Origin of the sequence: Microcoleus sp. w2-18bC1, assembly GCF_036700365.1 — a bacterium.
Classification (GTDB): domain Bacteria; phylum Cyanobacteriota; class Cyanobacteriia; order Cyanobacteriales; family Microcoleaceae; genus Microcoleus.
On the sequence record NZ_JAUBOS010000002.1, the window covers coordinates 87,149 to 109,704 of the forward strand.

Annotated in this window: 27 protein-coding genes and 1 tRNA gene; 11 read left to right on the forward strand and 17 right to left on the reverse strand. The window is 47.0% G+C overall.

Annotated elements, in window-relative coordinates; genetic code table 11:
- Positions 1–114: 114 nt before the first annotated feature.
- A tRNA-His gene (locus tag QT979_RS02490) sits at positions 115–187 on the reverse strand.
- Between the two features lie 767 nt (positions 188–954).
- Here QT979_RS02490 and QT979_RS02495 point away from each other — a divergent pair.
- The 4 genes from QT979_RS02495 (at position 955) to cobA (ending at position 5,177) form a co-directional block, all read left to right on the forward strand.
- On the forward strand, positions 955–2,481 hold the full coding sequence (locus tag QT979_RS02495) for a serine/threonine-protein kinase (RefSeq protein ID WP_333307964.1): 1,527 nt from the start codon (positions 955–957) through the stop codon (positions 2,479–2,481).
- Positions 2,482–2,677: 196 nt separating this feature from the next.
- Positions 2,678–3,361, forward strand: a complete 684-nt coding sequence (locus tag QT979_RS02500) for a manganese catalase family protein (protein WP_333107647.1) — start codon at positions 2,678–2,680, stop codon at positions 3,359–3,361.
- A gap of 266 nt (positions 3,362–3,627) precedes the next feature.
- Complete coding sequence (locus tag QT979_RS02505; RefSeq protein ID WP_333307966.1) at positions 3,628–4,371, forward strand: sirohydrochlorin chelatase; 744 nt, start codon at positions 3,628–3,630, stop codon at positions 4,369–4,371.
- A complete protein-coding gene (gene cobA, locus QT979_RS02510) occupies positions 4,368–5,177 on the forward strand; it encodes a uroporphyrinogen-III C-methyltransferase (protein WP_333307968.1) in 810 nt (269 codons plus the stop codon). Before QT979_RS02505 ends, cobA begins: the two co-directional genes overlap by 4 nt.
- Before the next feature lie 154 nt (positions 5,178–5,331).
- On the opposite strand, the gene QT979_RS02515 is transcribed toward cobA, so the two are convergent.
- The 7 genes from QT979_RS02515 to QT979_RS02545 form a co-directional block, all read right to left on the reverse strand.
- Positions 5,332–7,584: a transglycosylase domain-containing protein gene (locus QT979_RS02515; protein WP_333307970.1), complete on the reverse strand. Its 2,253-nt coding sequence runs from the start codon at positions 7,582–7,584 to the stop codon at positions 5,332–5,334.
- A 476-nt stretch (positions 7,585–8,060) separates the two neighbouring features.
- Positions 8,061–8,183, reverse strand: a complete 123-nt coding sequence (locus QT979_RS02520) for a photosystem II reaction center protein J (protein WP_006635506.1) — start codon at positions 8,181–8,183, stop codon at positions 8,061–8,063.
- Positions 8,184–8,252: 69 nt separating this feature from the next.
- On the reverse strand, positions 8,253–8,375 hold the full coding sequence (locus QT979_RS02525) for a photosystem II reaction center protein L (RefSeq protein WP_015176850.1): 123 nt from the start codon (positions 8,373–8,375) through the stop codon (positions 8,253–8,255).
- Positions 8,376–8,384: 9 nt separating this feature from the next.
- Positions 8,385–8,522: a cytochrome b559 subunit beta gene (psbF, locus tag QT979_RS02530; RefSeq protein ID WP_006635504.1), complete on the reverse strand. Its 138-nt coding sequence runs from the start codon at positions 8,520–8,522 to the stop codon at positions 8,385–8,387.
- Between the two features lie 20 nt (positions 8,523–8,542).
- Positions 8,543–8,794: a cytochrome b559 subunit alpha gene (gene psbE / locus QT979_RS02535; protein WP_333139432.1), complete on the reverse strand. Its 252-nt coding sequence runs from the start codon at positions 8,792–8,794 to the stop codon at positions 8,543–8,545.
- 56 nt (positions 8,795–8,850) lie between these two features.
- Positions 8,851–9,864 (reverse strand): photosynthesis system II assembly factor Ycf48, encoded by a 1,014-nt coding sequence (locus QT979_RS02540; RefSeq protein ID WP_333070732.1) that lies wholly within the window; start codon positions 9,862–9,864, stop codon positions 8,851–8,853.
- Entirely contained in the window at positions 9,851–10,186 is a 336-nt protein-coding gene (locus QT979_RS02545; RefSeq protein WP_333307973.1) for a rubredoxin, read from the reverse strand. Before QT979_RS02545 ends, QT979_RS02540 begins: the two co-directional genes overlap by 14 nt.
- 162 nt (positions 10,187–10,348) lie before the next feature.
- Here QT979_RS02545 and ndhC point away from each other — a divergent pair, with 162 nt between their 5' ends.
- From ndhC to QT979_RS02580, 7 genes are all read left to right on the forward strand, one after another.
- A complete protein-coding gene (ndhC, locus tag QT979_RS02550) occupies positions 10,349–10,711 on the forward strand; it encodes a photosynthetic/respiratory NAD(P)H-quinone oxidoreductase subunit C (protein ID WP_006635500.1) in 363 nt (120 codons plus the stop codon).
- The gene (gene ndhK, locus QT979_RS02555) at positions 10,702–11,424 is read left to right on the forward strand and encodes a photosynthetic/respiratory NAD(P)H-quinone oxidoreductase subunit K (protein ID WP_333307975.1); all 723 of its coding nucleotides are present in this window, start codon (positions 10,702–10,704) and stop codon (positions 11,422–11,424) included. Before ndhC ends, ndhK begins: the two co-directional genes overlap by 10 nt.
- Entirely contained in the window at positions 11,417–11,920 is a 504-nt protein-coding gene (locus QT979_RS02560; RefSeq protein ID WP_332960671.1) for an NAD(P)H-quinone oxidoreductase subunit J, read from the forward strand. Before ndhK ends, QT979_RS02560 begins: the two co-directional genes overlap by 8 nt.
- A gap of 136 nt (positions 11,921–12,056) precedes the next feature.
- The gene (locus tag QT979_RS02565) at positions 12,057–12,827 is read left to right on the forward strand and encodes a hypothetical protein (RefSeq protein ID WP_333307977.1); all 771 of its coding nucleotides are present in this window, start codon (positions 12,057–12,059) and stop codon (positions 12,825–12,827) included.
- A gap of 105 nt (positions 12,828–12,932) precedes the next feature.
- Positions 12,933–13,265 carry a DUF6883 domain-containing protein gene (locus tag QT979_RS02570; protein ID WP_333307979.1) on the forward strand — a complete coding sequence of 111 codons (333 nt, stop codon included), beginning with the start codon at positions 12,933–12,935 and terminating at the stop codon, positions 13,263–13,265.
- Positions 13,266–13,283: 18 nt separating this feature from the next.
- Positions 13,284–13,532 (forward strand): DUF4926 domain-containing protein, encoded by a 249-nt coding sequence (locus QT979_RS02575; protein WP_333307981.1) that lies wholly within the window; start codon positions 13,284–13,286, stop codon positions 13,530–13,532.
- A gap of 115 nt (positions 13,533–13,647) precedes the next feature.
- On the forward strand, positions 13,648–14,268 hold the full coding sequence (locus QT979_RS02580) for a Uma2 family endonuclease (protein ID WP_333213793.1): 621 nt from the start codon (positions 13,648–13,650) through the stop codon (positions 14,266–14,268).
- 277 nt (positions 14,269–14,545) lie between these two features.
- Here QT979_RS02580 and QT979_RS02585 read toward each other — a convergent pair whose 3' ends face one another.
- From QT979_RS02585 to QT979_RS02625, 9 genes are all read right to left on the reverse strand, one after another.
- Positions 14,546–15,211, reverse strand: coding sequence for a Na(+)/H(+) antiporter subunit B (locus QT979_RS02585; RefSeq protein WP_333213791.1), 666 nt, complete (start codon positions 15,209–15,211; stop codon positions 14,546–14,548).
- Positions 15,211–15,798, reverse strand: coding sequence for a DUF4040 domain-containing protein (locus QT979_RS02590; RefSeq protein WP_333213789.1), 588 nt, complete (start codon positions 15,796–15,798; stop codon positions 15,211–15,213). Before QT979_RS02590 ends, QT979_RS02585 begins: the two co-directional genes overlap by 1 nt.
- Positions 15,788–16,075 (reverse strand): monovalent cation/H(+) antiporter subunit G, encoded by a 288-nt coding sequence (locus tag QT979_RS02595; RefSeq protein WP_333307983.1) that lies wholly within the window; start codon positions 16,073–16,075, stop codon positions 15,788–15,790. The genes QT979_RS02590 and QT979_RS02595 overlap by 11 nt, the downstream gene beginning before the upstream one ends.
- Entirely contained in the window at positions 16,072–16,302 is a 231-nt protein-coding gene (locus QT979_RS02600; protein ID WP_333308098.1) for a hypothetical protein, read from the reverse strand. Before QT979_RS02600 ends, QT979_RS02595 begins: the two co-directional genes overlap by 4 nt.
- Positions 16,303–16,447: 145 nt before the next feature.
- Positions 16,448–16,831 carry a Na+/H+ antiporter subunit E gene (locus QT979_RS02605; protein ID WP_333230471.1) on the reverse strand — a complete coding sequence of 128 codons (384 nt, stop codon included), beginning with the start codon at positions 16,829–16,831 and terminating at the stop codon, positions 16,448–16,450.
- On the reverse strand, positions 16,828–18,261 hold the full coding sequence (locus tag QT979_RS02610; RefSeq protein WP_333307985.1) for a cation:proton antiporter: 1,434 nt from the start codon (positions 18,259–18,261) through the stop codon (positions 16,828–16,830). Before QT979_RS02610 ends, QT979_RS02605 begins: the two co-directional genes overlap by 4 nt.
- A complete protein-coding gene (locus tag QT979_RS02615; protein ID WP_333307987.1) occupies positions 18,258–18,596 on the reverse strand; it encodes an NADH-quinone oxidoreductase subunit K in 339 nt (112 codons plus the stop codon). The genes QT979_RS02610 and QT979_RS02615 overlap by 4 nt, the downstream gene beginning before the upstream one ends.
- Before the next feature lie 344 nt (positions 18,597–18,940).
- The gene (locus tag QT979_RS02620; protein ID WP_333213779.1) at positions 18,941–20,206 is read right to left on the reverse strand and encodes an ABC transporter permease; all 1,266 of its coding nucleotides are present in this window, start codon (positions 20,204–20,206) and stop codon (positions 18,941–18,943) included.
- A 173-nt stretch (positions 20,207–20,379) separates the two neighbouring features.
- Positions 20,380–22,197 (reverse strand): efflux RND transporter periplasmic adaptor subunit, encoded by a 1,818-nt coding sequence (locus QT979_RS02625; RefSeq protein WP_333307989.1) that lies wholly within the window; start codon positions 22,195–22,197, stop codon positions 20,380–20,382.
- Positions 22,198–22,556: the final 359 nt, after the last annotated feature.

The following is a 22,556-nucleotide window of genomic DNA, read 5'->3' on the forward strand; positions in this document are numbered from 1 at the left end:
CGACAGAACCGCGACATCCCAAAAAAAATTAAGGTGTGCACTGCACACCCTAAGAGCATCGCAAATTACCGTACAGGCAACGGGCGATCGTATTAAACAGTGGAGAATCAAAAGGGCGAACGATGGGACTTGAACCCACGAATGGTGGTACCACAAACCACTGCCTTAACCACTTGGCTACGCTCGCCGTATCAGTTTTAACTATAGCACCAGATCTCAGCACAAGTCTAGGGGTAAGGCAAAAATATTTTGAAATATTTTTGAGCGTCCCTGAACCGGACAGATCGATTGTGCATTAAATTCCAGGCACAGTAAGAGTTTAGCACAATTTTCGGTCTGTGCGATGATCGCACAGGGCGATCGGCAATTATCTCGCCCCCAGCACTCAATCGATTTTAGATTTTAGATTTTAGATTTTAGAATTGACCCCACGGATAAATTCGGGGGCTCCTTTATCGGATACAGGTTTTTTATGTCTCCACGGATGAACCCGGGGGCTTGTATCCTGGATGCTTTCGGTCATGGGGCGTGGGTTCGGCAGCTCTGGCCGCGTCCCGATTCGATCCAGCGCATTAAAATAGCCTTATCAGCCCAGGCGCATCTACAGTCCAGTTTGATAAAACTCACCTCTGACACCATTTTTAAGAACAGGCAAGATGCCTGTTCCACAAAGAATGAATTTCTTTTAGGGTGGGATCTTCTAGCCCACCCCTAAAAGCCTGATTGAGAATGGTGCAATATCTCAGATGAAATGCTTGTGGGGTGTCCCGCCCGCCCGAAAAATACAACGCCAGAAGCGGGACAGCTTATCCCACACCGCATGAGTTATCAACCATCCCTTTTCTCTCTCTTCTCTTTTCCCTATTCCTTCGCGTCGCTTCGCGTCTTCGCGGTTCGTTTAAAAAAAACTCTTCTCCGCAATCCAAAATCTAAAATCTAAAATCTAAAATCGATATGAGCTACTGTATCAACCCAGAATGTCAAAATCCTCAAAACTCCCACACCGCCAAATTTTGCTTAAACTGCGGCTTTAACCTCTTGCTGAGACAGCGATATCGCCCGATTGAACTTTTAGGTAGAGGCGGATTTGGTAAAACTTTCCTAGCAATTGATGAAGACATCCCATCTCTACCCCGCTGTGCAGTCAAGCAATTTTATTTTTACGACCGCGACCCCGAAATTTTCAACAAAGCAGTTGAATTATTTCGGCAAGAAGGCGTCCGTTTAGACGAACTCGGACAACACCCGCAAATCCCCACATTATTAGCCTGCTTTGAACAAGAAGGTCATATTTATTTAGTTCAAGAGTTTATAGAGGGGCAGACTCTTAAACAAGAATTAGACAAGAGTGTCTACGATGAAAATCAAATTTGGCAACTGCTGCAAGACTTATTGCCCGTGCTGCAATTTATCCACGACAAGCGCGTCATTCACCGCGATATCAAACCCGAAAATATTATCCGCAGACAGTCGGACAACAAACTCGTATTGATCGATTTCGGCATAGCCAAACTGCTGACTGATTCAGCGATACTCCGTTCAGCAACGCTCATCGGCAGTCAAGATTATGTAGCTCCCGAACAAATGCGCGGCAAAGTATTTCCTGCTAGCGACCTTTACAGTTTAGGGGTTACTTGCGTTCGCCTGATGACGCAAGTTCCTCCCTTGGATATGTACGACTGCAACAACGAGCGCTGGTGGTGGCGCGAGTTTCTCCCCAAAGCCACGAGTATTAGCGACGAGTTAGGTGAAATTTTAGATAAATTGCTACAAACTCGTCTCACTCAGCGGTACAGTTTTGCTACGGAAGTTTTGGATGATATCAAAGCAGCTTTAGATATTCGCCATCAACATTTGCTTTCGCCCAAAAAGCCGATCGCTCCTGCTCTTAATCATAGCGACAACTCTTCTGATCTCAACGCGCTACCAACTCCTGATTCTCCGATTTTACCCACAAATGCCGTAGCCAATTCCGCAGAAAATTTTCCCTTCTCTGTTATTTCAAATCTAGATCATACCCTGATTTCTGCCCGGGGAATTAATTATACCAAACTGCGAGATTTTTTGTCAAACAAAAATTGGAAAGAAGCCGATCGCGAAACTTGGGGCTTGATGTGTCAATCTCTTTCCCAGCAACCGGGAACTCAGCTAGAAATTAGCCAAATTTACCAGATCCCCTGCGAAGATTTGCAAACAGTCGATCGCCTTTGGCTGCACTACAGTCAAGGTCGGTTTGGCTTCAGCGTCCAAAAACAGATTTACGAAAGCGTTAAGGGAGACTATATCAGATTTTGCGATCGGGTCAACTGGCAAACCTACAATTCTGCTACTACTTTAGGGCAGATTAAATTTAGTCAGCAAGCACCAATCGGACACCTCCCCTCTCGCACTTGGGTTGGTGGCGTTCAGTGGCTGCGGCATCTCGATGCCCTGTCAGCAAAATTAACCGAGTGCGACAATAATGCAGCTTGTAAATTGTAATTTGGTCTACCGACTCACTAAGTAAAATTTCATATTTAAACTCTACCTGAAAGCAGAGAAATTTGTCGAGCTAGATGTATCCATCGACCGAGGCTCGGTGCGATCGATTGTCGCACAATGGATTCTGAAGGCGAACACAGATAAAGTCTGCAATCCTTCAGACTTTAACAACCGAACTAAAAAGAGGTACCGATCCATGTTTTTTCATAAAAAAGAATTAATGGCTGCAGTCACAGTAGACGAAGCCAACCCCCGTTTTGCCCAATTGCTGCTAGAACAGTTTGGCGGAGCAACCGGAGAACTCACAGCAGCTTTGCAATACTGGGTGCAGTCATTCCACTGTGAAAATCCAGGGATTAAGGATATGCTTCAAGATATTGCTATCGAAGAATTCAGCCACTTAGAAATGGTGGGCCAACTCATAGAAATGCACACCAAAAACGTTGACCAAACAGAAGCTTACAAAAGCACTTTGTTTGCCGTGCGTGGCATAGGCCCACACTTGTTGGACAGCCAAGGTCAAGCTTGGACAGCAGCTTATATCAACGAAGGCGGGGATGTGGTGCGCGATTTGCGCGCTGATATCGGCGCGGAAGCAGGAGCCCGCCAAACTTACGAAGAGTTGATTAAACTAGCACCGGATATGGGAACGAAAAAGACGTTGCAGTTTCTGCTGACTCGCGAAATTTCTCACACTCAAATGTTCATGAAAGCTCTGGAATCGCTGGGTAAACTCACCGATCCGATGTTCGGCAACATTCCGCCAGATAACACCGTAGATCTATACTTTAACTTGTCCACAAATGGCAAGGATGAACGCGGCCCTTGGAACTCGGAACCTACTTTCAAATACATCGCCGATCCCGCTCCCAAAGGTTAATTTGTGAGTTGTTTATGGTGTGTGGCTTAGAAGATTTAAGCCCTCTAGTAAGTAATTTTTAAGCCGCGCACCTTCTTTTGTAAGGTGGGCGGCTTAGAAAATTTAAGCCCTGTGTTGATTAATTTCCCAGCCGGGTACTTTGCTTTAGTTGTTAAAGGTGCGTGACTCGCAAGCTTCAGGTTGAGGGTTGAGTATTTTTCAAGTCACGCGCCCCACGGTGTTATAATTATTTTAAATCCGGCTCGAACATTAACATCAAATCTATATTGAAATTGCGATCATCGACCTATTTATTAGTTTCTCACGGCAGCCGTGACCCCAGACCCCAACTAGCTTTGGAAAACCTAGGTCAACTGCTGTCTCAAACATTGGCTGACTCATTCCCCGCAGTCGCAACCGCCACCTTAGAACTCGGCCCCGCACCGCTGCACGAACAAATTTGCAGTTTTGGCGAACGTACTTTGTCGCTGGGACTGACAGAATTGCAAATACTGCCTGTATTTTTATTGCCGGGAGTTCACGTCGCCGAAGACATACCGGCAGAGGTGGCAATTGCCCAACAAACTTTTGGTGACAAGCTAAAAATTGCATTGCGCCCGCATTTAGGTTCCCAGGAAGCAGGCTTAACAAAATTGGTGAAAAGTCAGATGGAAGAGGTTGCTTTTCTCCCCAATCTGCTATTGCCAAAATGGATTTTATTATCTCATGGCAGCCGTCGGCCCGGAGGTAACTCGACAGTTGAGGAAATCGCCAGCAAACTCGGTGCGCTGACAGCTTATTGGTCGGTAAAGCCGAGTTTGTCAGAGCAAATTGACAGTTTGGTTCGTGGTGGACAGCAGCAAATAGGGATTGTGCCATACTTCTTATTTAATGGAGGAATTACAGATGCGATCGCCAAAAATGTCGCACAGCTAAAGCAGCAATTTCCTGCGGCGGAACTTCATCTCGCGAATCCTCTAGGCGCAAGTGTACAATTAGCAGACTTAATTGGGAATTTAATTCAAAAATGAACCCCAGAGGCACAGAAGAGGTAAAGGAAGCAAGAAAGATGTCTTTAGGAAAAGTGTATTTAGTAGGTGCGGGGCCCGGAGATCCGGGTTTGATGACCTTGAAGGGAAAAGCTTTGTTAGAGTGTGCGGATGTGGTGATTTATGACGCTTTAGTCAGCCCTCAAATTTTGGCAGCAATCAACCCCCAAGCAGAACGAATTGATGCCGGAAAACGCAAAGGGCGTCACTCGTTAATGCAGGACGAAACCACTCAGTTAATGATAGAAAAAGCTGGAGATAATGCGATCGTAGTTCGTCTTAAAGGCGGCGATCCGTTTATCTTCGGCCGCGGTGGCGAAGAAATGGAAGAGTTGGTAAAAGCTGGAGTGTCAGTAGAAGTAGTCCCCGGCGTAACTTCTGGGATTGCTGCCCCTGCTTATGCGGGAATTCCTTTAACACATCGATCGTACAGTTCCTCTGTCACCTTTGTCACCGGCCACGAATCAGCGGGCAAATATCGACCGGAGGTAAATTGGCAGGCGATCGCCCGCGGCTCCGAAACCATTGTAGTATACATGGGAATCCACAATTTGCCTTATATTATCGGTCAGTTAACAGCAGCCGAATTGAGTGCAGAAACGCCCATAGCGTTAGTGCGCTGGGGAACGCGGCCGGAACAAGAAGAATTGATTGGGACTTTGGGTACAATTGTAGAGCAAGTTGAGGCTGCCGGATTTGCAGCACCTGCGATCGCGGTAATCGGAAATGTTGTCAATTTGCACTCAATATTGTCTGGCTGTCGGCCAGTTTCTCAGACTCTAGGATAAGCGCAGAAATTCCCCCTAAATCCTCGTAGGGTGCGCCGGGCCGCGCACCTTACTGCTAAATCTTTTTTGGCGATTAGTTATGCTCGCCAACAACTAACAACCAACCACTAACTAATGACTAATGACTAATGACTAATGACTAATGACTAATGACTCAACGCGCCACCTGCCGCATATATTCCCCCCACAACTGAGCGGCATTTGAACTACCTCCCCCAGTCGGAGAATTATCATCATTTCCCAACCAAACTCCAGTCACCAGTTGCTGACTCGGAATATAACCGACAAACCACAAATCTCTATTATCATTAGTCGTACCTGTTTTTCCAGCTTCTCCCAACCCCAAAGCAGCACTGCTACCCGTACCTCCCCGCACAACACCTTGCAGCATATCAGTCATCGTATCCGCTACGGCTTCCGAAACTAACTGCCGATTGGCAATGCCATCTTTTTGATACTCATAAATCACCCGGCAACTCTTAAAATCATTTCGATCTTTGCAATCGCTGCTGTCAATAATTCGCTTAATTACGTGGGGGCGATTGCCCAAACCCCGATTTGCCAAAACCCCGAAAGCACCCGTTAATTGCAACACATTAACTTCACTTTCACCTAATACTAAACCAGGGTTAGAACGCAGTTCCGAAGTAATTCCCAAACGTCTTGCCATTCCCACTACATTGTCTAAACCGACATCTTGTGCAATTCTCAAAGCAACTGCATTTTCCGACTGTGCTAAACCCCGATACATATCCGCACTGCCGCTGGTTCTTTCGCAGCCGCTGTAACTTTGTCCGCCCCAGGAAAGGGGAGCGCAAGAATAAGTTTTATCGGGTGAGATTCCCCGTTCCAGGGCCGCTGCATAGGTGAAAATCTTAAATGTAGAACCAGGCTGTCTCAAAGCTTGAGTAGCCCGATTAAACTGACTTTTCAAGTAATCTACGCCCCCAACTAAAGCTAAGACTTCCCCGGTTGTACTATTGAGAGTTACCACGGCTCCTTGAGAAAAACCTGCACTGGCTCCGGCATTTTCAACAGCATTTCTGAGGGAAGCTTCAGCCACTTTTTGCAGGCCGGGATTCAAACCTGTTTCTACAATAAAATTGCCTTCTCTGGCTAACTGCTCCCCCAGCAAAAACTCCAATTCGTCAAATACATAACTGTAGAAATAAGGAGCGATCGTACTTTGCAGATATTGGCGGGCTTTAGGATTGATCTCAATTCGCGATCGCCTTGCGCGATCGGCTTCTTCCTGAGAAACCGTCCCCAGTGCCCGCATCCGTTCGATCACTCGATCGCGGTACTGTACCGCCAACTGATAATTTTGAATCGGATTAAAACTGTTGGGAGCAGGCAAAATCCCTGCCAAAGTTGCCGCCTCTGACAAAGTTAAATCCCTCGCCGACTTCCCAAAATAAAACCGAGCCGCATCCTCAAAACCGTAAAGGTCAATTCCCAAAAACACCCGATTTAAATAAGTCAGCAACAGCTCATCTTTGCTGTAATAATTCTCCAGTTTCAACGCAACTACAGCTTCCCGTAACTTACGTCCTGCCGAATCTTGAGTTCCCACATAATCTCGAAACAAACTTCTCGCTAACTGCTGCGTCACAGTGCTTCCGCCTTCGCGAATTCCTCCCCCGCGAACGTTGGTCAAAAGCGCGCGCAAAACTCCGATCGGATCTACTCCCAAATGCCAATTGTAGCGACTGTCTTCCGAAGCAAGTACCGCCTTGGATAAATAAGGCGAAAAATCCTGTAATTGCTTTAATTCTAAGTGAGCGTTATTCTGAGGAGGACGCAGGGGAGTTTGCCCATCGCGGGCGTAAACAATCACGGGGCCATTGATACTTCTTGGCAGAGGCCTCACTTGAAACTTTGTCGATTCCATGCCTACCAACACGGCAATCAAAGCGGTGATTCCGCTGACGCTGTAAAAGCTGTAACGCACAAGTTGCAAATACCAAGGCGGCGGATATACGTACTGAATTCTGACAGCGGCGGCTAGTTCCGGCGGCCCTAAAGTGAACACGTCTCCGTGACGCAGGGACATACTTTTAACTCGCCTTTTGCCATTGTAAATACCGTTTGTGGAGTCTTCATCTTTGATGACAAAAGGAGTCCGCCGCCGAGTATCGCGCGACAGGGATAAGTGCACGTGACTGACAACGGGATTGCGAACTACAATATCTGAAGATTTGGACGATCGACCTAACAAATATCGATCGCCCAACAGCGGATAAACCTCAGCTTTAGCTGCACCAGCATCCTGTACCCACAATTCGGGTACTTTGGCATTAGGTTTCAGCGCTAGCTGGTTAAAATTAACCTTAGCAATAGTCTGGACTGCTTGGGTAATCGCACCCAAGACGGTTTGAGGTTTGCGGGGCGGCGGCGGTGGGGTCATATTTCGCTGTGCACTACGATCGAGCGATCGGCTCTTGCACCATTCTACTCGCAACTTTTGGCTAATTTCACGATCGGCTCACACTCTCTTAGCGATCGTCGGCTAGTGGCGCTCGATTTTGGGGTTATTGGTGAACCCGCAATGCCAGCAGTTGATTGAGCAAATCTCCACCCAACCACCAAAAATCTTCATCTGACAACGCCGGATTAAATTCTCATATCAACTCCGCTAGCATCGGAATTGTAAAATGGAATCAACAGTCAAGACTCAACTATCATTCAGTTTTTCGACCCCGAGTTAACAGTCAACAGTCAACAGTCAACAATAATTCCGGTGCCACCGGAACTTATATCATAAACTGGCCAAAAAATTCACACTATCGATAACAGTTATCCCCGATTTACCAACACAATTCGCATAATTAAAACCCCCCTTGAAAAAGGGGGGTTAAAAGCCGAAAATCAGCTTGATTCTCCTTACATCGAAGAACCCAAACCGGCATAAGCACCGTAGAAGAAAAGACTCACAATGCTGAGAACACCGAGGCCTGCAACAGTAGCTACCAGCCACAAAGGAATTCTGCCACTTTCACTAAACATAGCCATCACCTCACTAATTTACAGCTAAACAAATTCGATGGAACTATCGAAAGCAAACTCAGACACCAGTTAATTAAAGAAATAACTGGAAAACAAAATACCCAAAACAAAAATCAGCAACAAACCCAAATACAAAGAAGTCCGGTTTAACTCAACAGGCTGCTCGTTGGGATTAGGAACGCGCTCAGGCATTGTAAACTCCTATCGTTGAATAAATTGCATTGCTGCGATCGCGCCCAAAAAGAAAATTGTTGGGACACCTAAAGTATGAACTGCCAACCAGCGCACCGTAAAAATCGGATACGAAATTGGCTCATTATTTGGGGTTCTGCTCGTCATTTTTCCAAATCCTTGTTAAATTACTTGGCGTTAATGAACTGATCTACTTGTTTCTTAGCTTCAAAGCGATCCGAAATAATCGGCACTTCTTCCCGCTGCTGTGTGAAATACTGGTTAGGGCGAGGAGTTCCGAAAGCATCGTAAGCCAAACCCGTTTGCACAAACAGCCATCCAGCAATAAACAAAGCCGGAATGGTGATGCTGTGAATTACCCAATAACGGATACTTGTAATAATGTCCCCAAACGGACGTTCTCCAGTTGTACCAGCCATTTAGAATCCTCCTTTCAACAACAAATTGACAGACAATCTCTATTACTATTCTACTATCAAGCAGCTTGCGCGGAACCTTGATATTTAAGTAAAGTACCGCTCGCGCCGATCACAAATCCGCGATCGGGGCCCATAAAGACAATCCTGTAAAAATTAGCCGGAACATCTTCAACTTCGCGGTCTTTTAGCCAAGTTTTCCCGCCGTCCAAACTGCACAGCAAATTGCCGCCGCCGCCGGCTACCCAAACTTCATTATCAGTCCGGTAAGCCATGTCCAGCAAACCCCAACTCGCCTTGCGATCGGGAAAAAACGGTTTTCCCCAACCTTCAGGATTGGACGGGTCACTAAACTGAATTTGACCGCCGCGGGCGAGCATCCACAAACGCCCGTCCTTGGTAAAGCCCATATTTTGCAGGCGGCGAGAACTATTGCGGTTGTGAGGTTCCCAAGCTTCTTGTCCTGGTTTCCACACCGAGTAGAAATTGCCCTTCGAGGAAACCGCAACATACTGCCCGTCTTCAGAACGGTTGATATTGCGAACTACCCCAAAAGAATCCTGGACGACAGCTTTCCAATTTTTGCCGCCGTCAGAAGTCCGGTAAATCGCCCCGACATCGGTCGTCATTTCGGCGGAATTCGGGCCCAAAGCTGCGATCGTACTCGGAGAACCTGGCAACTGACTGCTCAAAGCAATCCGCGTCCAAGACTTGCCCTCATCGTTCGTGTGGAGCAAAACAGAAGGCTGGCCGACAATCCAGCCTTCGGAACCCGAAAAACTCACCGAGGCAAAACGCGATCGAGGATCGTCGATATCCAGTGCTATAGACTTCCAGCTAGTGCCACCGTCAAGGGTTTCGAGCAGAGTCGCCTCAGAACCCACAACCCAGCCGTGCTGAGGATTGCCCGTAAAGGCAATATCCTGCAAATTAGCTTCCGTCGGCAAGGAAATCACTTGCCAGGGGTTGTAACTCACAGAACCGATGGTGCTGCAACTCGTACAGATGAGCGCAGCGGCCAATAACATTACAATTCGTTGCCAAAATCTCACAATCGTTTTACTGCAAACCATACATACTAAGTAAAAACAAGAAACCAACGACCAAGCCGCCAAAAATCAGCAAACTTTTCTGACCTTCGGTCATGCCGTTGACACCGACACCGTAGCGCTGATTTGCCTTAAATCCCGATACCCCTTCCTGCTGACCGAGATTTTGAAACACCGACTTGCGCGCCCCGCAAACGGGACAGACCCAAGTTTGGGGCAAATCTTCAAAAGCCGTGCCAGGGGCAATGTCATTTTTAGGATTCCCTTTTTTCGGATCGTAGACGTAGCCGCAGGCGCGGCACTCGTGCCGATCGAGGGTTTTGGTTTCAGTGGCTCGATCGCTCATAGCTCAAAAAGAGTAGGTAAGCTAATCTTAAAATATACATTAAAAATTATTGCAGAAGATGGAGGATTAATCTCAACTAACTCGTAATTTTAGCTACCCAAAATCTATATAATGTAACAGACAAGTTACAGAACCCTTTCACCTAGGCAGTAATTATTCACCGTGTTTGCACTCAGCGGCTACGAGTATTTCTTAGGCTTCCTGTTAATTTCCAGCCTAGTCCCTATCCTCGCCCTCACGGCGTCTAAGGTACTGCGCCCGAAAAGTCGTCCCTACGACCGACGCACTACCTACGAATCCGGCGTCGAGCCGATCGGCGGAGCCTGGATTCAGTTCAACATCAGATATTATATGTTCGCCCTAGTCTTCGTCATCTTCGACGTAGAGACCGTCTTCCTCTATCCTTGGGCGGTTGCTTTCAACCAGCTAGGACTGTTGGCTTTCATCGAAGCCTTGTTTTTTATCACGATCCTCGTTATTGCTCTTGTCTATGCATGGCGCAAAGGAGCCTTGGAATGGTCTTAAGTTCTGACAAATCACAAAAAGCGCTGATCAACCCAGTCGAGCGCCCGGAAGTCACATCGCAACTCTCAGAGAACGTCATCCTGACAACAGTGGATGACCTCTACAATTGGGCGAGACTTTCCAGCCTGTGGCCGCTGCTTTTCGGCACAGCCTGCTGCTTCATCGAATTTGCAGCTTTGATCGGATCGCGCTTTGACTTCGACAGATTCGGCTTAGTACCGCGATCGAGCCCCCGGCAAGCCGACTTGATCATCACCGCCGGCACAATTACCATGAAGTACGCCCCCATCTTGGTGCGGCTGTACGAACAAATGCCGGAACCCAAATACGTCATCGCGATGGGCGCATGCACCATCACCGGCGGAATGTTCAGCATGGACTCCCCCACAGCAGTCAGAGGCGTTGACAAACTGATTCCCGTAGACGTGTACATCCCCGGCTGTCCCCCCCGCCCTGAAGCGATTATTGACGCAATTATCAAACTGCGGAAAAAAATCGCCAACGATTCCATGCAAGAACGGGCCAATTTGCTGCCAACCCACCGCTACTACACCAGACCCCACAAAATGAAAGTAGTAGACGACATTTTGGACGGCAAATACTTGTCTATTCCAGGCCGGATAGCGCCGCCGAAGGAATTGACGGAAGCTATGGGAATGCCAGTACCACCGGCCCTGCTTGCAGGACAAAAACAGGAGGTAAACCGTGGCTGAGACAGAAACCTCAATTGTTGAAGCCGGGAAGGTTTCCCAGTGGTTGACTCAAAATGGCTTTGAACATGAAGCTTTAGCGGCCGATAATTTGGGCGTGGAGATATTAAAGGTCGATCGAGACTTCTTAATTCCAATGTCAACAGCACTGTATGCCTACGGGTTTAATTATATGCAGTGCCAGTGCGCCTACGACCAAGGGCCGGGACAAGATTTAGTCAGCGTCTACCACTTGGTTAAACTGACAGACAATGCTTCCAAGCCTGAAGAAGTCCGCGTCAAAGTATTCGTACCCCGCGAAGATCCCAGAGTGCCATCAGTATACTGGATTTGGAAAGCAGCCGACTTTCAAGAGCGGGAATCCTACGATATGTACGGCATTGTGTACGAAGGACATCCGAATCTGAAACGGATTTTGATGAACGAAGATTGGGTAGGCTGGCCGCTGCGGAAAGATTACATTTCCCCTGATTTTTACGAATTGCAAGACGCTTATTAAGGGAGTTTTGCGAGGGCGGGTGTAGAGCATAAAATTTGACTTTTGCAGTCAAGTTTTATGCACCCACCCGCCCTCTGTTTTTTTAATCTATTGCTGTAGGGCGATGTTTTTACTCTAAGAATTATAATACCTTCGCATGACCTCAAACCCAAGTCGCAGACTCATTAATGATATTGAAGCTCTTCTGGCGACAAGCGCAAGCCTATTTGCGTCAGAAGGTTCCGTGCGTCAGGTGGCTATCCTAGCAAATGCAGAGTATAGTATCGACTGGTGTCGGGAAGAATTCGGCCAAGACATTTACCACCTCTATCTTCAAGTTCCTGATTGCCTTTACTCGGAAATTTCTGACGAGATTGAGGTATATGAAAATCTAATTCTGGAGAAGGCAAGAATACTTCTCAAACCATACCCAGATGATGATTTAGCTTATTTGAGTATTACTCCAATTCTGAGCGCAGGTGAGGAGTGGCGTGAAAAAGCAAACAATTGGGTCACAGGTAAAGGTGTCAATAATCAAGGTCGTGTTAGGTCTGATAATATACCTTCGAGAATAGTAGACGGGCTGTTCTTTCGTTCTCAGAACGAAGTGCTTTTTTACAAAGCTCTTAAATTACTTGGGGTACCCTTTGCTCCATTACCCGTTTTCATTAGAGGTGGTGAAGAATACAAAAGAATTGAACCCGATTTTGTCATTGTTAAAAACGGTGTTGTACTGGTTGTAGAAGTAGATGGTGATACTGTACATAAAGAAACACCAGCAGCAGCACATGATAGGACAGCTATGCTTGCCCATGAGGGGGTCCATATTGAGCGAATCCGAGCCTCAGAGTGCCAAACCGCAGATCAGGCAGTTGCCTGTGCAAAGAGAATGTTGCAGGTTATTGATAAGATTAAATCTTCAAGGTAGATGACGTTGAGTCCGAAAGATTATCTGCATCCGGTGAGCTTGGCCGTTAAAGCGATCGCCGATTTCAAGATAAACTGAGGGCTGCTTATTCGTATCAGCTTTTCTATGCTCATTCCAAATGCAAAGAATGCAGTTGTTGATATTCGTAAACTTCGTGACTACTGCCTCAATCCAGAACACGACGATGGCAAACACAAAGCGCGGCTTTTTTCTTCAATTCTTGGGATGACGCCTAACAATGCTGAGGAATTGCGCCAAATTTTGCTTGAAGTCATTCAAACTCACGAAGCTCAGTTAGGGAGGCGGGATGGGTTCGGGCAACGCTACAGCCTAGATTTCACGATAGAATGGCAAAATAGAAGCGCGACTCTTCGGAGTGGCTGGATTATTGAGCACGACTTGGAAATTCCGAGATTAACAACCTGCTATCCTCTGTAGTGCCTGAAGGTAATAAAAGTGGTAAAGAATACAATTAAATTACTAGATGTCGTTGCCTTAACCGTTGACATTCCTGAATACAATCTGTGGCGCGGACAAGTAGGGACTGTAGTTGAACTGTTGGCTGATGGTGCAGCGTTTGAGGTTGAATTTAGCGATCGCAACGGACGCACTTATGAATCTGTCGGGTTGTATCCAGAGCAAATCATGGTGTTGTATTTTGAGCCAGCATCACCTGATATCAAACCCGAAATGGTTACAGCATAAGCGGCACAATAACTTACGGACTTTATAAAAAATTGTAATTTATAACTGCAGATGCACGCAGATAAACGCAGATAGATAGAGATATAATTTATATTATCGGTGATTCTGAAAACCTATGACTCAAGCTTTACCCAAACTCGTAAACTTCGAGGAATTTGTGGAGTGGCTACCTGAAAATTCGGCGGTACGCTACGAACTGCATAATGGAGATATTGTTGAGATGGCACAACCAGTAGGCGAACACGAGGAAGTTATAAGCTTTCTTGCAGTCGAAATTCCTGTTGAAATCAAACGTCTGGGATTGCCCTACGGTATCCCCCGCCAAGTGATAGTTAGACCTCCTGAAAAAGATTCTGGTTATTTGCCTGATGTGTTGGTGCTGAATCGTGGAAATCTGGCGAACGAAACATTGTGGAAAAAACAATCTATCCTAACTTGGGGTGCATCGATACCGTTGGTAATTGAGGTTGTGTCAACCAATTGGCGCGATGATTACTATTTGAAATACGCTGATTATGAAGAGATGGGTATCCCTGAATATTGGATTGTGGATTATGCTGCGTTGGGTGGACGCAATTTTATTGGCAATCCTAAACAACCGACAATTTCTGTCTGTAACTTGGTTGATGGTGAATATCAAATCCTCAAGTTTCGAGAGAACGATCGCATTGTGTCGCAAACTTTTCCTGATTTGAACCTCACTGCAAACCAGATTTTTCAAGCTGGTTTAGTGTAAGCTGATATCTTACAGATTGGGATTTTTTAACCGCAGATGCACGCAGATAAACGCAGATGAGCTCACAGGAATTTCTTATCAAAAGCAAAGAAACCGGGTTTTTGACCTCGCAAAAAAACCCGGTTTCTGACTACTCGTGCGTAAGCCTTATAAACGTAAAATATCGTTTACGGTTGTTTCTGAATGATTAAACCGCAGAGAACACAGAGGACACTGAGTCAGAGATTGAGAGAGATGATTAATTTCGATGTCAATGGATTTGAGATCGGAACATTTGTCATAGCAATCCGCGATAGCGAATAAACACCAACATCACCGCCCACGATCCTAATGCGACTTTGACTGCAACCAGGATATTCAGCAAGGGGAGAATGCCACCGCTGAAAAGCGTGCCTAACTCTCCGTGGGGTAACTCATATCCTGACAGAGTGATAACGGACAATACAATGAAAACAAGTACCGAAACTTTCTCCAAAGTCGCGGCGTGCCAGCGCTGGTAGATTTCTTGCATCCACTGCGGTGATGAGGTAATCGCCACCAAGCCGATTGCAGTTCCCCCCGCTACACCCGCAGCAAAACCACCGCCAGGACTTAAATGCCCGCGAATTGCTAGTTCGATACCCACCAACGCGGCAATCGTCGCTCCCAATCGCGCCAAAATAATCGATGGTTGATCGGTAAACTGATATATGGCGCAGGACGGCTTTTCATTTGCTAGCATAAAACTTGCACCCAAGATGGCGATCGTAAATACCACAACTTCAAAGATCGTGTCGTACAGCCGATTTCGCAAAATGATACCGGAAACCGCATTGGTTACTCCACTATCTTGAACAACCAATTCGACGATCGAACTTTGCTGCGATAACTCCATTGTGGGATTGGCGATTAGCAGCATTTTGACAAACAGCGCTATCCCTGATAAAAAGTAAACCCACTTCATCAATGTTTGTCCTCTGCGTCTGGTGTATTTACATAGGTTAGGGTTGTCCCTGGTGATGAAAGTTCGGTTTGCATGATGTCATAGACACGCCGAACTCTGGTTGCGGTGTTATAAAGTTGCGCTTCGCCGCTGTTTTCCAATAGGCTTTGTGGCGCACAAGCTGCATGAACTTCTTTTTCCCTCAGCGCCCGCTGCAATGCCTGTGTAGTCGCATAGGGAACGAGTTCCAGGCGCATATGGCGTTTCTGAAAAATTGTGCGGATGTCATCTATCAGTTGCTTAAAATCACCTGCGGTTTTGTCGTTTGGTATAGCATCGCCCTCTGTCCCCTCTTCGATTACACCCAGACGCAGCACGAAGGATGAACGCACCGTCACTGCATAAAGTGTAATCGCCAGCAGAGTACCCATCAAGGCTTCGGTCAAGCCCACATCCCCCGCGCCTAAAATTGTATACACCAAGGCGGCGATCGCTCCCAATACCCCCCGCAGTAGCAATGCGTGGTATGGATTGACCTGAAATACCACCATACCAGCAGCTAAGGGTAGCAGAGCGACGAGGACATAAATGTAGCTATTATCGTTCATAGTTACTCCCTGTTTTGGAACAATAGGCCAACACATATCCCAGCATGGTGTTCCAGGTTGCTAAGCAAATGATCGCCAGAATCAGCAGGGGCCATTTATTGGGTATTTGCAGCAGCAATCCGACGACGATCGCGATCGAACCCAGCGTATCTGCTACCGAAAGACTGTGCAGTTTATATAAAACCGATCGCTTCCCAAGTAGGAAAGAAGTACCCCAAAACCAGAAAAAAATCCCTATACCGATGCAGGTATAGCTCAATACATCTATTACGATCATGCTTCACTGATACGTTTGATTATATGTGCCAACAACATCAATCCAGCATTACCCACACTGAGGATAATCGCCGCCACCACACCGATCATCCAATCATCGCGCCAGACGGATATGACGAGAGCGATGATTGCCGCCTTGCTCGAAATACTTGCAAAGGCCAACATTGTCTGCCAGATATCATGATCTTTCCATACCTCGTACATGGGTATGAGCAGAGCCAGAATCATCGCAATTAGAATCAAGTTGTTCAAGTTGTTCAATTGTGTTCACTCCTGATTTTTCTTACTTAGCTAAATCGGAATTATTCATTTCTCTCTTCTCTTCTCTGACTCGGCGCCAAAAGCGGTTAAATCATTCAGAAACAAACTTGAACTAGGTGTTTGATGTCCGTCGCACTCGGTGTACTTCGTAAAAACCCTCTTCGTGATATTTCACAACAATCGTCTTGGGAGTAAAAGTGATCAGGAAGACATCTAGGAAGATCAGCAAGGGCGATCGATGGTTTGGCACTTTTTCCATGATCACATCTTCGTGCCTATGGGGACGGAGGATGAGTTCAAATGCTTCTAAATAAGCTATCGGAATCGCCATGAAGATTTTACCCAACACTCCCAACCATTCCCTCAAAGGTTCCGGGGGTGCGTAGCTGCGCGGCAACAGGAAAGCAATGATGAAGCCGATCGCAATATTTGCCAAACTAAAATCGGCTGTCAGTAGAAACCAGATCGTCAGTCTTAATATTAGCTGTCCAATCATGTTGAGAATGCCATCCAGAATAGTAGGAGCGAAATCAAGCTCATAAAACCGACCAAATGATCGAATTGTTCAAGCATACGTGGCAGTTTGATGGCCGTGCGTTGAAAAATTAGAAAATAGGCTAACCAACCAACACCGATGATGGCGATCGCCTTAAGCATATTTTCCAGCGTATAAGCCTGAACATCAAAAGCATTGGCTGCAATCAGCCCACCTAGCAACAGCAACACCGCAGGCCAAAAACCAGGTTTTGATTTTTTTGCTTCTCCACCACGGGGCAGAAAGATGAATTTAGCAAATAGGATAGCCGTTCCTACTGCTGCTACATTCATGGCGATCGCATAAGCGGGTGTCAAATTCTTCAGAGTCAACATCTTTGCCCCAAAGCCAACCAAAAAGGGAAAGCCTGAGATCGAAAGGCTAGCCACGACTAAGGCAATCCAAAGCGTAGTATTAATCTGCTTTTGTCGCAATTCCTTAAAGTCGCGGCTGGGTAAAGAACCCGCAATCAGGAACAGCGCCGATTTGACCAAGCCGTGGGCGAGGGCATAAAAGCCTGCTACTTCCGGGGCTACGAGAATCCAACCTAACTGTGAAACCGTACTGAACGCCAGCACCCGCTTGGTATCCTTTTCAAAGATGCCATAGAACACGCCCATAAACGCCGCCCCGACTCCGAAAATCTGGACGATTGGTGCCACCTCCTCCACCATCAGCGCGCACCGCACGAGGGGATATACCCCCGCTTTGACCACAATCCCTGACAGCAAAGCCGACACAGGCGTTTCTGATTCCGAGTGAGTTAACGGTAGCCATAACCCCGATACAAACACACCTCCCTTAACCAAGAGTGCCATAAAGATCAGAGCGATCGCCTCTGGGGGCGCTGCACCCAAGCCGGCAAAACTAAACGAATTACTAGCCTTATAAACCAGCACGGCACCGACTAGATAAAACAGCATTGCCGTGTTGCTAATAAATAGATAGCGCAAAGCCACCCAAATCGAGCGATCGGTGCGAGCATAGGCAATCAACAGAAAAGCCGCAATGCCACTGACTTCTAACCCCACATATAAACTGATAAAGTCAGTAGAGGCAAAAGCCGCATTCAGGCTGCCATGCAACATCAGAATTTGTGCATAAAAAAATGCCGTCTTATCTGTGGGCCAACAGTAGATAATCACCGCTGCTGTGACTAAGGCATTGGTTAAGATGAAATAGCCGCTCAAGCGATCGACTAACAACGTGACACTGAAATTATCCAGTAACTGCAGCGTCACCGCTGACGGCATAGCAAAAAGCTGGAACGCATAGGCAGCGGACGCTATCGCGCCGAATATTGCCAGATACTTGGCAAACTTCGGAATCAAATAAATACTAAACCCGACAAAAAACGGGAGTCCAATCCAGGCTAGCGTCAGGGTATTCATGGGGTATTATTCATCTCGATTTCGTTACTTTCTAATGTCGGATTATCTCGTGCCAGCTTCATCACACTGACCAGCATTAAAGCCTGAATCGAAAAGCCGATCACGATCGCCGTTAAGATCACCGCCTGGGGAACTGGATCGGCGTAAGCGACAACATTTTTCCCCTTTGAAATAATTGGTGTCAGCAAGCCTGCTCGCGATGCCACCACCACGTAATAGGCGATAACCCCTGTACTCATGACATCCATACAGACGATTTTCATGAGCAGGTTCTTTTTAAAGATGATACCAAAAAATCCGCAAAATACTGTTGCCAATACCAATGCTTCTAACATGGAAATTGCGTGTTGGATAAGGGGTTTTTGTTATTATATTTGAATGAGCGTATATTATTTATAATGGGCGTCAAGCTCTTTCCCTTACCTGAAACGCAGTCTAGATAAAGGAAAGAGTTTGACGCCCCGTCAGAGCTAAAACCCTTGTCAATTCGAGATCCAAGCAAATTCAAGCTCAAATGGTTTACCGATCTGAGTTTGCAGCCATTTTTGAGCTGATTTTTGTTTAAGTCCCGTTAGCGCATCTGTAGCCTAAAACGAAGTCTGATCGTCCATCAAACCTGGTTTCTGACCACTCCTGCGTCCAAGACTGTTGAATTTAACGGGGTTGAATGTCAGTAACTTCAATCATTCCGCAAAGCTGCGATCGGATCTAAGCGAGCCGCATTCCGAGCCGGCAATACTCCCGCCAATAAGCCTACAGTAAAAGACAGCCCAAAACCTGCCGCGATCGACCATACAGAAACCACAAACGGAAATTTGAACGCTGTCGAAGCCCCAAACGCGATTGCAACTCCCAACCCAATACCCGCCGTTCCCCCCACCGTGGAAACTAAAATAGATTCCGCCATAAATTGAATTAGAATTGCTGCATTAGTAGCACCTACCGCTTTGCGAATCCCGATTTCCTTAGTCCGTTCCACAACAGACACCAACATAATATTAGCAATACCGATGCCTCCAACCACCAAAGAAATTCCGGCGATCGCGCCCACCATAACCGTAAATAAACCGATCACATTACTAAAAGTATTGACTATTTCAGCTTGATTGACAACTCGAAAATCATCCGGTTGTGGCGGATAAATATTGTGGCGCAAGCGCATGATATTTTCCACTTGAAATTGAGCATCCGCTAAATCCGCTTCGCCGGCAGTTTCCAACCAAAAACCCGATATCGCAATCCCCGCTAAAGAATTTCTACCCACAATCCGCGAAGACATATTTTTGAGGGGAATATACACTCTATCGTCCTGATCAGTCCCCCCTACAGACCCCTTGCTTTCCATCACTCCAATGACCTTGTAGCGGTTTCCCTGAATGCGAATATCGGAGGATAGCGCATTAACTCCGGCTCCAAAAAGTTCGTCCCGCACCTTAGAACCGAGGACAACTACAGGCTCAGCAGCATTCAATTCATCCTCGTTAAAAAACCGTCCTTCTTGGGGTTGAATGTTCTTCACATCTGGATAGTTTAAATCCGTTCCCAAAATCGAAGTAAATGAATTTTGTCCGCCGTAAACCACTTGCACTTGGCGCTGCAAATAAGCCGAAATCGCCTTAACAGCGGGAGCTTGTTTGCCGATCGCCCTAGCGTCATCCCAAGTAAGAGTAGTAGCAGAACCGCTTCCCTGACTGACACCGCCCGATCGCGAAGCGCCCGATAAAACCAACAGCACATTTGTACCCAAAGCCTTTAACTGTTCTTCAGTTGATTTTTGTACTCCCTGTCCCACCGAAGTAATAGCAATTACCGAAGATATCCCAATAATTACGCCCAGCATAGTTAAACTGGTACGCAACTTATTATTCCACAGCGCCTCTGTCGCCATGAACGCGATTTGAACATTAGAGATTTTGTTGGTGCGGGGGCGAGTCTGTAATTTCATATTATTATTGATTGGGCATTGGGCATTGGGCATTGGGCATTGGGCATTGGGCATTGGGCATCGGTAATTAAAACTTTCTTCCTTCTTCCTGACATCCGTTACAGAATCCGTTGCCGAACTTTTCCTCCTTCGCGCCCTTCGCGCCTTCGCGGTTCAATAAAAAAATCAAAACCCTAACGCAAGCGCGTTCCCCCACCCGGTTGCAAACCCGGAATCCCACCCGATGGATTTTGGGATCTAGGCCGCAATCCGGGGGGTAAACTAAGCAGCACTTTTTCATCTCCTTTCAAACCCGATCGCACTTCCGTCTTATCATCCACCGTCATACCAGTCTTAATCGGCATAAAAGCAGGTTTACCATCTTCTGGACCCGGAACATAAACCCCCGTTTCCCTTTGTTGGCGGACAATTGCCGCAGTCGGAACTACCAAAACATTTTTGAGTTCACCAGCCTTAAACTCAACATTCACATTCATGCCCGATCGCAGCATTTGTTTATCATCATTAATAATTGCCGCTTTAACCTCAAAACTTGTCACATTTTGCTGGACGATCGACTGAGGCGAAATTTGACTGATTTTACCTACAAAAGTCTTTCCCGCAAAAGCATCAGCTTGAATAGACGCAGCCTGGCCGATCCGAATCTGAGAAATATTTGTTTCTGCTACGTTTGCTACTAATTGATTTTTTGAAGCTAAGGACAAAATCGAAGAAGAAGTCGCCGAAGAAACCGCACTACCTGCCGTAGTGGGAGTCACAAAAGCGCCCGGATCGGCGTACTTGCGAGTAACAGTGCCGGTGAAAGGAGCCCGCAGCACAGTGTCGTTAATCTGCGCTTGAACGCTTTGCAGGCTGCCTCTAGCGGCGAGAACTTGAGCGCGGGCTTGGGCGATGTCTTCCGGGCGAGAACCGGCTTCTAGTAGCGCCAAAGCTTGCTGTTTTTGCTCGACGGCAGCCTGTCCCCCAGCGATGTCTTCCGGGCGTGCGCCCGATCGCGCCAGGGCCAAAGCTTGCCGTTTTTGCTCCACAGCAGCCCGCCCCGCAGCGATTTCTTCGGGGCGAGCACCCGATCGCGCCAGGGTCAAAGCTTGCCGTTTTTGCTCCACAGCAGCCCGCCCCGCAGCGATTTCTTCGGGGCGAGCACCCGCTTGCAGCAAAGCTACAGCTTGTTCGGCTTGCCTGACTTGCGTTTGAGCTCGATCGCGCTCGGTGCGGGAGTTGTTGACAACTTGCAAAGCAATGGCTCCGGCATTATAGAGTTCCTGATTTCTCTGAAAGTCTTCCTCTGCTTGGTTTTTGGCGTATTCGGCATCTCTGAGTTTGGCGATCGCTTGGGCGATGTCTTCAGGCCGATTGCCCTTAAGCAATTTTTGTAAATTTGCCTGTTGTTCAGCTAGTTGTGCCTCGGCTACAGCAATATCCTGGGTTCGATTGCCGTTAAGCAATTTTTGCAGACTTGCCTGTTGTTCTGCTAGTTGTGCCTCAGCTACAGCAATGTCTTGGGTTCGATTGCCGTTGAGCAATTTTTCCAGACTTGCCTGCTGTTCTGCTAACACTGCCTTAGCCACGGCAATGTCCTGGGTTCGAGTGCCGTTGAGCAATTTTTGCAGGTTTGCTTCCGCGGCTGCGAGTTGTCCGCGAGTTTGGGTAAGTTGGCCTTGGAGGTTGGAGTCGTCCATGTAGGCGAGAATCTGCCCTTGTTCAACCTTATCTCCTTCCTTGACAAGCAAACTTTTGAGCATTCCTGAAGTTTTGGGGCTGACGTTAACGGAACGTTCAGGCACAATTGTGCCATTTGCCGAAATAGTAATCGGCAGGTTCACCCTTTCGATAGCAACGGTTTTTTCCTTGCGCCTGGTTTCGCGGCTGGATTTGACTGTTAACTGGCTGTAAGCTGTGTAGCCGACTCCTGCAAGCAGGGATGTGGCCAGGAGTCCGCTAAGCCACGGAGTCAACTCTTTTTTAATCTGAAAGTGCTTTACTAAGTACATATAAATTAGACCTGATGGGTCTGTCTTGAATTTAGACCGATCGGGAACAGAAAAGGTTCAATTGAAGTCTGAGCGAGTTTTTGCGTTTGTGGTGGCGCCAAGTTACTCACAGTCCTGGACGACTTAAACATGACTTTAGAGAAAGAACCTCACGCTAAAATTGATCCCACCTTTGGCACCCGCGAGCGTGTCACACCACGAATTTTGGGATGAGTGAGCATTTTGGGCTGGCGATCGCGAAGCATAAATAATTGTTAACAATACTTCGGACAGTTTTTGATTGCCAACCGTAGAATAAGGGTTTCAAAGCTCCAAGGCAAGTTCGCTACGAACGGAAAATCGTGGTTTTCAGCCTAAGA